Annotated in this window: 11 protein-coding genes and 1 pseudogene; 2 read left to right on the top strand and 10 right to left on the bottom strand. The window is 71.5% G+C overall.

Annotation, left to right across the window (positions count from 1 at the left end):
• Positions 1 to 65: 65 nt before the first annotated feature.
• The 7 genes from ASG95_RS18510 to ASG95_RS18540 form a co-directional block, all read right to left on the bottom strand.
• Positions 66 to 251 (bottom strand): hypothetical protein, encoded by a 186-nt coding sequence (locus ASG95_RS18510; protein ID WP_057378410.1) that lies wholly within the window; start codon positions 249 to 251, stop codon positions 66 to 68.
• Positions 248 to 1,705, bottom strand: coding sequence for a lysine--tRNA ligase (lysS, locus tag ASG95_RS18515; protein WP_200961382.1), 1,458 nt, complete (start codon positions 1,703 to 1,705; stop codon positions 248 to 250). The genes ASG95_RS18510 and lysS overlap by 4 nt, the downstream gene beginning before the upstream one ends.
• Before the next feature lie 197 nt (positions 1,706 to 1,902).
• Complete coding sequence (gene nadC / locus ASG95_RS18520) at positions 1,903 to 2,781, bottom strand: carboxylating nicotinate-nucleotide diphosphorylase (protein ID WP_057378411.1); 879 nt, start codon at positions 2,779 to 2,781, stop codon at positions 1,903 to 1,905.
• Entirely contained in the window at positions 2,778 to 4,454 is a 1,677-nt protein-coding gene (locus ASG95_RS18525; RefSeq protein WP_057378412.1) for an L-aspartate oxidase, read from the bottom strand. Before ASG95_RS18525 ends, nadC begins: the two co-directional genes overlap by 4 nt.
• Complete coding sequence (gene panD / locus ASG95_RS18530) at positions 4,447 to 4,872, bottom strand: aspartate 1-decarboxylase (protein WP_057378413.1); 426 nt, start codon at positions 4,870 to 4,872, stop codon at positions 4,447 to 4,449. Before panD ends, ASG95_RS18525 begins: the two co-directional genes overlap by 8 nt.
• 2 nt (positions 4,873 to 4,874) lie before the next feature.
• The gene (panC, locus tag ASG95_RS18535; protein WP_057378414.1) at positions 4,875 to 5,825 is read right to left on the bottom strand and encodes a pantoate--beta-alanine ligase; all 951 of its coding nucleotides are present in this window, start codon (positions 5,823 to 5,825) and stop codon (positions 4,875 to 4,877) included.
• An 18-nt stretch (positions 5,826 to 5,843) separates the two neighbouring features.
• On the bottom strand, positions 5,844 to 6,740 hold the full coding sequence (locus ASG95_RS18540; RefSeq protein WP_057378415.1) for a Rossmann-like and DUF2520 domain-containing protein: 897 nt from the start codon (positions 6,738 to 6,740) through the stop codon (positions 5,844 to 5,846).
• A gap of 50 nt (positions 6,741 to 6,790) precedes the next feature.
• On the opposite strand from ASG95_RS18540, the gene ASG95_RS18545 reads away from it, so the two are divergent.
• Positions 6,791 to 7,735 carry an SAM-dependent methyltransferase gene (locus tag ASG95_RS18545; RefSeq protein WP_057378416.1) on the top strand — a complete coding sequence of 315 codons (945 nt, stop codon included), beginning with the start codon at positions 6,791 to 6,793 and terminating at the stop codon, positions 7,733 to 7,735.
• Here ASG95_RS18545 and ASG95_RS18550 read toward each other — a convergent pair.
• Positions 7,719 to 8,921 (bottom strand): cytochrome P450, encoded by a 1,203-nt coding sequence (locus ASG95_RS18550; RefSeq protein WP_057378417.1) that lies wholly within the window; start codon positions 8,919 to 8,921, stop codon positions 7,719 to 7,721. The two genes, ASG95_RS18545 and ASG95_RS18550, sit on opposite strands and share 17 nt — an antisense overlap.
• 93 nt (positions 8,922 to 9,014) lie before the next feature.
• On the opposite strand from ASG95_RS18550, the gene ASG95_RS18555 reads away from it, so the two are divergent.
• Positions 9,015 to 9,596 (top strand): hypothetical protein, encoded by a 582-nt coding sequence (locus ASG95_RS18555; RefSeq protein WP_057378418.1) that lies wholly within the window; start codon positions 9,015 to 9,017, stop codon positions 9,594 to 9,596.
• Positions 9,597 to 9,726: 130 nt separating this feature from the next.
• On the opposite strand, the gene ASG95_RS21485 is transcribed toward ASG95_RS18555, so the two are convergent.
• Both ASG95_RS21485 and ASG95_RS18565 read right to left on the bottom strand, forming a co-directional pair.
• Positions 9,727 to 10,182: a hypothetical protein gene (locus ASG95_RS21485; protein ID WP_157582237.1), complete on the bottom strand. Its 456-nt coding sequence runs from the start codon at positions 10,180 to 10,182 to the stop codon at positions 9,727 to 9,729.
• 145 nt (positions 10,183 to 10,327) lie between these two features.
• A pseudogene (locus ASG95_RS18565) lies at positions 10,328 to 11,099 on the bottom strand (DUF11 domain-containing protein); the annotation flags it as partial.

Genomic DNA, 11,099 nt, shown 5'->3' on the forward strand with positions numbered 1-11,099 from the left:
CCGCAGTTATGAGGACGAGCCAAAACTATCGGCTCGCACAGAAAAGGGGAAATGAATGCCGAAAGCTATTTGTCGGCGTCCTTTGAATTGTCCGAAACAGGAGGGGTTTCCGGGTGGGCAGCGTCCCATTGCGAATGCGCAAGGCGTTCCTTGCGGTCGCCCTCGATCATGTTCTTGATGACGAGCCAGAAGAGGAAACCGACGCCGGCCGACGGGATGAGCGCGGCGATGTAGGGCCAGACGCCACTCATCGGGACACCTCGGGCTTCAGGTGGGGAAACAGGATGGTCTCGCGGATGCTCGCGTCGGTGAACAGCATGACGAGCCGGTCGACCCCGAACCCGAGGCCACCCATCGGCGGTGCGCCGTACTCCAGGGCCCGCAGGAAGTCCTCGTCGAGCTGCATCGCCTCGGGGTCACCGCCCGCGGCCCTGACCGACTGCGCGGTCAGCACCTCGCGCTGGACGACCGGGTCGACGAGCTCGGAGAACCCCGTGCCGCGCTCCACGCCGGCGATGATCAGGTCCCAGGCCTCGATCAGCCCGGGCTCGCTGCGGTGCGGGCGGGCCAGGGGCTGGGCGATGGCCGGGTAGTCGCAGAGGAAGGTCGGCTGGAGCAGGCCCGGCTCGACGAGCTCGCCGAGCAGCTCGAGGAACACCTTGTCCTTGTCCCACGCGGGGTCGATCGCGACGTCGTGCTTCGCGGCATACCCGCGCAGGGTCTCCACGTCGGTGTCGATGGTGACGACCTCACCGACCGCGTCGGACACACCCTGGTAGACCGGCAGCCAGCGCCACTCACCGTCGAGGTCGACGGTGCCCGCCGCGGTCTCGACCTGGCGGGAGCCGAGCGCGTCGGCGACCCCGAGGAAGACGTCACGCATGAGGGTCGCGATCGTCGTCTGGTCCCCGTAGGCCTGGTATGCCTCGAGCATCGTGAACTCGGGGCTGTGCGTCGCGTCGACACCCTCGTTGCGGAAGATGCGGCCCATCTCGTAGACCCGGTCGACGCCGCCGACGACGGCCTTCTTCAGGTTGAGCTCCAACGCGATCCGCAGGGTCATCTCCTGGTCGAACGCGTTCATGTGGGTGCGGAACGGCCGGGCCGCCGCGCCTCCGTGCACGAGCTGGATGATCGGCGTCTCGACCTCGAGGTAGCCCTGCGCCTCCAGCACCCCGCGGATCGCCGAGAGCGCAGTGGCCTTGGTGCGCACCATGTCGCGCGCCTCCTGGCGCACGATGAGGTCGGCGTAGCGCTGCCGCACGCGCGACTCCTCGGACAGGTCCTTGTGCAGCACCGGCAGAGGGCGGAGCGCCTTCGACGCCATCTCCCACCGCGTCGCCATCACCGACAGCTCGCCGCGACGCGACGAGATGACCCGCCCCTCGACGAAGACGTGGTCCCCGAGGTCGACGGTCGACTTCCACTCGGCGAGGGCGTCCTCGCCGACCTCCGCGAGGCTGAGCATCACCTGGAGCCGGGTGCCGATCCCCTCCTGGAGGGTGGCGAAGGCGAGCTTGCCGGTGTTGCGGATGAAGATCACCCGGCCGGCGACGCCGACGACGTCCTGGGTCTCCTCGCCGGTCTCGAGGTGGCCCCACTGCTCGCGGACCGCAGCGAGGGTGTGGGTGCGGGGCACCGTCACCGGGAACGCCTGCTTCCCCTCCGCCAGCAACCGGTCACGCTTGTCACGACGCACCTGCATCTGCTCGGGCAGGTCGGTGTCCGTCACGGCGGTGTCGATCGCGCCGGTGTCGGGCTGGGCCACCTCGGCGGAGGTGGTGCTCTCGGGGGTCTGGCTCACCCGCAAAGGGTACCGACCGGCATACGGTGCCCCGCGCCCAGCCGGTTCGATGTAAACGCGCCGGCGACCACCGGCGCGTTTACATCGAACCGAGGGGGTCAGTCGACGAGGTCGAGGGCGAGGTCGAGGATCGGCGAGGAGTGCGTGAGCCCGCCGACGGACAGGTAGTCCACCCCGGTCTCGGCATAGGCGCGCGCGACGTCGAGGGTCAGCCCGCCCGTAGCCTCCAGCTCGACGTGCTCGGCGGTCGCCCGCACGGCCTGCACCGTCTCGCGCAGCAGGTCGACGGACATGTTGTCGCACAACAGGAACCGTGCCCCGACCGCGACCGACTCGAGCGCCTCCTGGGTCGTGGTGACCTCGACCTGCACGGGGACGTCGGGGAACTGCGCCCGCACCGCGGCATACGCCTTGCTCAGCGAGCCGGCGGCGAGCTTGTGGTTGTCCTTGATCATCGCCACGTCGTAGAGGCCCATCCGCTTGTTGGTGCCGCCACCCGCGCGGACCGCGTACTTCTCCAGAGCCCTGAGCCCCGGTGTCGTCTTGCGGGTGTCGAGCACGGTTGCGCCGGTGCCCTCCAGCCGCTCGGCCCATCGGTGGGTGTGCGTCGCGATGCCCGACAGCCGACAGACGAGGTTGAGCATGGTGCGCTCGCCGACGAGGGTGACCTGGGTCGAGCCCTCGAGGACCGCGACGACGTCGCCCTTCGCGACCACGTCGCCGTCCGACCGCGTGGTCGTGACCTGGAGCGGCTCTGCGCCGATCCGTCGCGCCACCTGGTCGAAGACCATCGCGACCAGCGGTATGCCGGCCAGCGCGCCGCCCTCGCGCGCGACCACGTGCGCGGTGCTCACCTGTTCGACCGGGATCGTCGCGGCGGTCGTGACATCCACCCCGTCAGGGCCGCCGAGGTCCTCGTCGAGGGCGGTGCGGATGACGGTGAGGGCATCGGTCTCGGGGAAGGCCTGGTCGGTCACGTCAGGTCCTGTTCGGCGACGGGCTCGAAGGTCGTGGTGACGCGGGTGTCGGCCCCGCGGACGAGCAGGGTGTGCCCGCGCCACCGGGGGTCGACCTGCTCGGTGTGGTCGCTGCGGACGTGCCCACCCCGGGTCTCCTCGCGCAGGGAGGCGGCCATGGTCAGCACCTGCCCGATGTGCAGGAGGTTGGTCGTCTCCCACGAGTCCGGGTCGGGCTCGGTCGAGGTCGCCGCGAGGGCGAGGTCGCGCAAGGCCTCCGCCGTGCTGGCGAGGGAGGCCGCCGAGCGCACCGGCCCGGCCCCGTCGGTCATGGCCGCCTGCACCTGCACGCGGGCGGAGCCGTCGAGCAGCGCGGCCGCACCACTGGGCGCTCCCGGGGTCGACTGGGGGAGCTCGCCCCGCGCCAGCCGTTCGCTGATGTCGTCGGCGATCCGGTGCGCGAAGACCAGCCCCTCGAGCAGGGAGTTGGAGGCGAGCCGGTTGGCCCCGTGCACCCCGGTGCAGGACACCTCGCCGCAGGCGTAGAGCCCGTCGAGCGAGGACCGACCCATGAGGTCGGTACGCACCCCGCCGCTGGCGTAGTGCTGCGCCGGAGCGACGGGGAGCAGCTCGGTGGCCGGGTCGAAGCCGAGCTCACGACAGCGCGCCACGATCGACGGGAACCGTGCCTCCAGGAACTCGCGGCCGAGGTGGCGCGCGTCGAGGAAGACATGCCGCTCGCCGGTCTCCTGCATCCGGTCGACGATGGCGCGCGAGACGACGTCCCGTGGTGCGAGGTCGGCCAACGGGTGCCGGCCCTGCATGAACCGCACCCCGTCGCGGTCGACGAGGAACGCCCCTTCGCCACGCACCGCCTCGGAGATGAGCGGCTGCTGCCCGCTCGACCCCTCGCCGAGCCAGAGCACGGTCGGGTGGAACTGCACGAACTCGACGTCGGCGAGGACCGCCCCGGCCCGCAGGGCGGCCGCCATGCCGTCACCCGTCGCGACCGACGGGTTGGTGGTCGCCGAGTAGACCTGGCCGAGGCCGCCAGTGGCCAGGACGACGGCGCGCGACGTGGCGGCCCCCACACCATCCATCTGGCCTTCGCCGATGACGTGCAAGGTCACCCCGCAGACGCGAGAGTCCTGGTCCTGCAACAGGTCCACCACGAGGGCGTGCTCGATGACCTCGATGCCGGGGTCGTCCTGCACCCGGTGCAGGGCCGCGATGAGCGCGCGCGAGATCTCCTTGCCGGTGGCATCGCCGCCGGCGTGGGCGATCCGGTCCTTGTGGTGCCCGCCCTCGCGGGTCAGCTTGATCTCACCCTCGGCGTCGCGGTCGAACTCCGCGCCCAGGGCCACCAGCTCGCGGACCCGGGCCGGGCCCTCGTGCACCAGCGCGGTCACCGCGGCGACGTCGCAGATGCCGCAGCCCGCGACCAAGGTGTCGTGCAGGTGCTCCTCGGGTGAGTCCCCCGGGTCGAGCGCCGCGGCGATGCCGCCCTGGGCCCACTGGGTGGAGCCCTCGTTGAGCACCGTCTTGGTCACCAGCAGCACGCGGTCGACCCGCTGGCGCAGCCGCAGCGCGGTCGTCAGCCCGGCGATGCCGGAGCCGACCACGACGACGTCGGCGGAGGTGGTCCACCCCGGCTCGCCCGCGACCAGACGGCGCGGGACCACCAGGTCAGTCATGGTGGCGGCGGGTGACCGCGGAGGTCTTGAGCCCGAACCCCTCGGGGACGTCGCCGCCGTCGTGGCCGACCTCGACGATCCGGTTGTGCTCGTCGACGAAGACGACCTGTGGTTCGAAGGTCCGCGCCTCGGTGTCGTCCATCGCGGCATACGCGATGATGATGACGGTGTCACCGGGCGAGATCAGCCGGGCGGCGGCGCCGTTGATGCACACGATCCCGCTACCCCGCTCGCCCTCGATCGCGTAGGTCGTGAGGCGGTTGCCGTTGTCGACGTCGACGACGTCGACCTGCTCACCGGGCAGCAGCCCGGCCGCGTCCATGAGGTCGCGGTCGATCGTCAGCGAGCCGACGTAGTGCAGGTCTGCCTGGGTGACCGTCGCCCGGTGGATCTTGGCGTAGAGCATGAAGCGCTGCATGGTCACACCCCTGCGGAGTCGACATCGGTGAACACCTCGAGGGCTCCCCCGCCCGGACCGACCTTGATCGGCAGGTTGTCGATCAGCCGGGTGGTGCCGACGCGACCGGCGACCGCCAACAGCGCCTCACCGCGGTACCACTCGGGCACGTCCTCGAGGGTGTAGGGATGCACGAGGACGAGGTAGTCGATCAGGGCCAGCGGCTCGCGCACCAGGACCGTGCGGGCTGCGCGGCGGATCGCCGAGGGGCCTTCGGCTGCGGCCGCCGCACCCGCGCGCAGCCCCTGTGAGAGGCAGAGCGCCGTCTCGCGGTCGGAGTCGGTGAGGTAGGTGTTGCGGCTGCTCATCGCCAGCCCGTCCGCCTCGCGCACCGTGGGCACTGACACCACCCGCACCGGGAAGTCGAGGTCACGGACCATCCGGCGGATCAGCAGGAGCTGCTGGGCGTCCTTCTGGCCGAAGTAGGCCGAGTCGGCGCGGGTGAGGTGGAACAGCTTCGCGACCACGGTCAGCATGCCGTCGAAGTGGCCGGGTCGGGCCTGGCCTTCGAGCACGTTGCCGAGCGGGCCGGCCGAGATGCGCACCCCGGGGTCGCCGTCGCGGTAGATCACGTCGGGGGTCGGCGCGAAGACGAGGTCCACGCCGGCCCGGCGGCAGATCTCCATGTCCGAGTCGAACGTGCGTGGGTAGCGCGACAGGTCCTCCCGCGGCCCGAACTGCAGGGGGTTCAGGAAGATCGTGACGACCACGTGGGCGGCGCGCTGCCGGGCGGTCTCGATGAGGGTCGCGTGACCTTCGTGGAGGGCACCCATCGTCATCACGACCGCGACGTCGCCGTCGGTCAGCGCCCGCCGGGCGACGTGCAGCTCCTCGCGGGTCCTGGCCACCACCGGCTCCACTCGCCCGGGCTGCGGCAGGTCGGTGACGGCCGCGCCCGCCGGGGTGGACGGCATACCGGGCTGTTCGCTCACTTATCGCTCCTGGTCGGTGGCGAGGATGTCCAACAGGGGTTCGGCCACGTGCGGCTTGAGCCGGCCGCTGGCCAGCGCCCGCTCGGCAGTCGCCCGCGCCAGCGCCACGTAGGTCGGACGGATGTCGGGGGTGAGGCTCTCGAGCTGTCGCAGGTGCTCGGCAACGGTACCGGCATCCCCGCGCGCGACCGGTCCGGTGAGGGCAGCGTCACCCGCCCGCAGCGCGTTGTCGAGCGCGGCGGACACCAACGGTCCCAGCACCCGGGACGGCGACTCCACGCCGGCCGCACGCAGCGCCTGCAGCGACTGGGCGATCAGGGTGACGAGGTGGTTCGCACCGTGCGCCAGCGCCGCGTGGTAGAGCCCGCGGGCGGACTCCTCGATCCAGACCGGCTCGGCGCCGATCTCGAGGACCAGCGCCTCGGCCACCGGGCGCAGCGGCTCGGGCGCGGTCACCCCGAAGCAGCACTCGACGAGCCGGTCGAGGTCGAGGCCCGTGCCGGTGAAGGTCATCGCGGGGTGCAGGGCGAGCCCGAGGACGTGCTGGTCGAGCGCGGGCGCGTAGACCTCGAGCCCGTGCCGCCCGGACGTGTGCGCCACGAGCTGGCCGGCCTGCCAGGTCCGCGTCGCAGAGAGTCCCGCGACGAGGTCGGCGAGCGCGTCGTCGGGCACGGCCAGGACCACCAGCTCGGCCTGCCGCACGACGTCCTCCGGCGCGAGCACGGGCGTGCCGGGCAGCAGCTGGGCGGCGCGGTCGCGCGACTCCTCGCTCACCCCCGAGACGGCCACGACCCGGTGCCCGACGCGCTGCAGGGCCGCGCCGAGGACGGCACCGACCCGCCCGGCCCCGACGACACCGACGTCGAGGCGCGCGGGACGCTCGTCGGCCGAAGTCACCGCCCCAACCTATCTCTCGCTGGATGTCAGGTCGGCCGTAGGTTGGGCGAGTGACCTCAGTGGCGTGGCAGGTGGCGTGGCAGGAGGCCCTCTACGGCCCCGACGGCTTCTACCGTTCGGGCTCGGGTCCGGCCGGCCACTTCAGCACCGCGACCCACGGTGGGCCGGGTGAGGTCCTCGGCGCCGCCCTCGCCCGACTGGCCCGCGACAACGGCCTCACCCACGTGGTCGACGTCGGCGCCGGCCGTGGTGAGCTGCTCGGCCACCTGTATGCCGCGGAGCCGGCTCTGCGGCTCACCGGCGTCGACGTCGTGGCCAGGCCGGCGTCGCTCGCTGCCTCCGTGGCGTGGCTGGTCGCCCCCGGTGGGCCTGACCTCCCGGACGAGCTCAACCACCTCGACGGTGCACTCGTGGTCGCGCACGAGTGGCTCGACGTCGTCCCGTGCCCCGTCGCCGAGGTCGACGACCGGGGCGTGTTGCGCCACCTGCTGGTCGACCCGGTGACAGGTGCGGAGTCCCGTGGCGACCCGGTCGGGGGTGACGACCTCGACTGGGCGACCGCACACTGGCCGACCGACACACCCGGCGAACGCGTGGAGATCGGCCTCCCCCGCGACCGGGCCTGGGCCGACCTGGTGAGCCGGGTGGTCCGTGGGGTGGTGGTCGCCGTGGACTACGGCCACCGCGGCGGCGACCGGCCCACGGCAGGCACCCTCACGGCATACCGGCGCGGGCAGCAGGTCGCCCCCCTGCCGGACGGCACCTGCGACCTCACCGCGCACGTCGCGATGGACTCCCTCGACCACGACGAGCTGGTCGACCAGCGGACCGCGCTGCGCGGCCTCGGCGTCGACGGGCGCACCCCGCCCATCGAGCTGGCGGGCAGCGACCCGCGCGCCTACCTGAAGGCCCTCGCCTCCGGGTCCGCAGCGGCCGCCCTCGTCGCGCCGGGCGGCTTCGGCGACTTCCTGTGGGCCGTCAAGCGCGTGGGCTGACCACCAGCTGCTCGAAGCCCCGCAGCACGAAGGTCGGCCTGCGCCGCGCCTCGACGACCTGCAGGTCCGGGAACCGGCTGAGCATCGTTCGCACCGAGATCTCGAGCTCCAGCCGGGCCAGCGGCGCACCGATGCAGAAGTGGATGCCGGCACCGAACGCAAGGTGGGGGTTGGGGTCCCGCGAGGCGTCGAACCGGTCGGGGTCTGCGAAGACCGACGGGTCGCGGTTGGCCGCGCCGAGCAGAGCCGCGACCTTGTCGCCGGGCTGCAACGCGATGCCGGCCACCTCGGCGGGTCCCTTTGCCGTGCGCTCGAACAGGTGCAGCGGCGAGTCGTGCCGCAGGAACTCCTCGACCATCCGCGCGACCGCCGCGTCGTCGGCGACGTCGAGCGCCTGTCGGTCGGGGGCCGTCAGCCAGGAGTGCAGCCCGTTGCCGAACCCGTTCACGCTCGCCTCGTGCCCGGCGTTGAGCAGGAGCACCGCGGTGGCCACGAGCTCGTGAGCCGACAGCCGGTCCGAACCGTCACGCGCGGTGACGAGGTCGGTCAGCAGGTCGTCACCCGGCGCCTTCGCGCGGTCCGCAGCGAGCGACTCGACGTATGCCGCGAACGCACCGGCCGCTTCGCGTGCCGCCGCCTCGTCGGCCTGGGTCCGGCCCACCTCGTACATCCGCACGATCGCCTGCGACCAGGGGCGGAGGTGGTGCCGGTCGGCCTCGGGGACCCCGAGCAGCTCGGCGATCACCAGCACCGGCAACGGCTCGGCGTAGTGCTCGATGACGTCGAACTCGCCGTCCGGCAGGTCGGCCAGGAGGCCGGCGGCCAGCTCCTCGATCCGGGGCGCGAGCCGCTGCACGTGGCCGCGACCGAACGCGCCGGCCACCAGCCTGCGGAGCCGCGTGTGCTTGGGCGGCTCGCTGTCGAGGATCGAGTCGGCGTGCAGCCAGTTGAAGGTGTCCCAGTCGGCCTCGGGTGTGCGGGGTCCGAAGACCCGGCCGAGACGTCGGTCGCGCAGCACGGCACCCGCTTCGGCGTGGCCGGTGGCCAGCCACAGACCCATGCCGCTGTGCCACGCGACCGGTGCGACTGATCGCAGGGTGGCCAGGTGCGGGTAGGGGTCGGCGACCGTCTCGGGGTCGGTCAGGTCGAGGAAGTCGGCAGCATCGACGGTGGGCTGTGTGGGCACCTTCGCAGCCTGCCGCAGATGATCGAGTTTTGTCAGGCGCTCCGTGGAGGGCAGACTTGAGCGTTGCTGCCCCTCGAAAGGACCCCCGTCCCCATGAAGCTCCAGCACCGCCTGCGCGCGACCACCGCTGCAGGATCCCTTGCGGCTCTCGCCGTCGTCGCCCTCCTGTCGGGCTGCGGATCCGACACCCCCGGCTCCGGCGGGAACGTCACCGTGACCGTCACCCCGACGGTCACCGCAAAGGTGCCCAGCGCGAGCAAGACCTCATCGGCTCCCAAGACCCCCACCTCCGACGTGAAGGGCCGCAACTACGACTTCGGCGTCGTCACCAAGACCGGTGAGGTGGACGGCGTCTCCTACATCGAGCTCGACCGCTGGACCTGGAAGAAGCTCGACGACGGCAAACTGGCCAAGGACGGTGTCCCCACGGGCCCGTTCAAGGGCAAGGTCCCCTACGAGAACCAGAACGCCAAGCTCACCTACACGATCCCCCTCGCCGACGGCGCCCGGATCCTCTACCACCACTGCATCGCGGCGGACCAGCCACTGCAGACCAAGTCGGTGGACGCCGGCGACCTCAAGGGCCTCGCCGACCGCGAGAACACCGTGCTGGTCCAGATCGACGACAAGGGTGCCGCGACCACGATCCAGAACATCCCCGGCTGCCCCGGCTGATCACGTGAGCGATGGCTCGCGGCGCACCGAGGGCTTGGGGCCCACTGAGGGCTTGGGGCTGACCGGGGCTTGTCGTTGACGGGGGTTTGTGGTTGACGGGGGCAGTGGCTGACCGAGGGCAGCGGTGCTCCTAGCCGGCCGCTCGAGTCACGTGCGGGGTGCAGGCAAAGCCGTCTCCCTTGCGGGTGGCCACCGTCGGGACGGTGAAGCTGACCGTCTTCCCGGAGTCGACCGTGAGCGTCTTGGTGGCGCTTCCCACCACGGTGGAGGTCTTGACCGAAGCGACGGCCACGTCAACGGTGTACTTGGCAGACTTCTTCGTGGAATTGACCACCTTGCCGCTGGCCGACCAGACCCCAGTGCTCGCTGCGTCGCACGTGAACCCCTGGAGGTCTGACCGAGCCCCCACGGCCTCAGCGCTCGCCGCGTTCTTGCCCGAGTCCTTGCCCGAGTCCTTGGCCGAACCGGTCGCGGAGGACGAGGGCTTGGGCTGATCGTCCTGGGTGGTCGCATTGCCGCTGTTCCCGCCCGAGCAGGCTCCGACCAAGCCTGAGGCGATGAGAGCCAGCGCCGCCGTGCCTCGCACGAGTCTGCGGTGCGTGCCCTGATGGTGGCCGGGTGTTACTGGATGCTGCATGGTGGGGGTGCTCCATTCGAGATTGTTTGCTGTGGCTGGTTCGTTCTGTCTCATCGCGGTGCCGGACTCCTGTCCTCGCGTGTGTTGACTCCCGTCATCGCGTCTCCTGGCTCCTGCGTCGGCGGCCCACGAAGGTCAGCCCGAGACCCAGTCCGAGGGCGAGTAGGCCAAGGCCCGCAAGGGTGATCGCGTTGGATCCCGTGAAGGCCAGGACTCCACGTGCGACGCCGCCGAACGCCGGTCGATCGCCGCTCGTCGGCGTCCGGACCCCCGACTGATTGGACGGAACGTCCTCGCCGGCCGGCGTGCGCCCGTGTGCGGTCGCCATGTTCGCCACCGAACCGGCGTCCACGTCGGCCTGGGTGATGGTGTACGGACTGGACGCACAGGTCATGGAGGTCCCGGGCGCCAACGTCGACGTCGGGCAGGTGACAGCCACGGCCGGGCCCGCCGGGGCGACGAGCTGGTCGTCGACCTTCACATGGTGGAGCGTGACTGACCCCGTGTTGGTCACGGCGAAGCGGTAGGTGACCTGGTCGCCGAGCTCGGCCACACCGTCATGGTTCGCGTCCAAGGTCAGATGGGCGGACTTGACGAGCTTCATCCCCAACGTCGACGCGGTAGGCGTCTCCGTGTCGGACGGTTTCGAGGGCACGTGGCCGCCGCCAGGGGTCTGACCGTGCGCGGTCGCCGTGTTGGCCACGGCTCCGGCATCCACGTCGGCCTGCGTCACCGTGTACGCGCTGGAGGTGCAGGTCACGCTGGCGCCCGGGGCCAGGTTCCCCGACGGACACGTCACCGTGACCGCGGGACCGGCCGGGGCGACCAGCTGGTCCGCCACCGAGATGTTGTGCAGCGTGATCGTG

The organism is Phycicoccus sp. Soil803 (assembly GCF_001429685.1).
Lineage (GTDB): Bacteria > Actinomycetota > Actinomycetes > Actinomycetales > Dermatophilaceae > Pedococcus.

Bases quoted from the DNA above. Each gene is read 5' to 3' on its own strand.
- panD (WP_057378413.1), bottom strand. From the start codon at position 4,872: ATGCAGCGCTTCATGCTCTACGCCAAGATCCACCGGGCGACGGTCACC.
- ASG95_RS18525 (WP_057378412.1), bottom strand. From the start codon at position 4,454: ATGACTGACCTGGTGGTCCCGCGCCGTCTGGTCGCGGGCGAGCCGGGG.
- panC (WP_057378414.1), bottom strand. From the start codon at position 5,825: ATGCCGTCCACCCCGGCGGGCGCGGCCGTCACCGACCTGCCGCAGCCC.
- ASG95_RS18555 (WP_057378418.1), top strand. From the start codon at position 9,015: ATGAAGCTCCAGCACCGCCTGCGCGCGACCACCGCTGCAGGATCCCTT.
- ASG95_RS18510 (WP_057378410.1), bottom strand. From the start codon at position 251: ATGAGTGGCGTCTGGCCCTACATCGCCGCGCTCATCCCGTCGGCCGGC.
- lysS (WP_200961382.1), bottom strand. From the start codon at position 1,705: ATGCAGGTGCGTCGTGACAAGCGTGACCGGTTGCTGGCGGAGGGGAAG.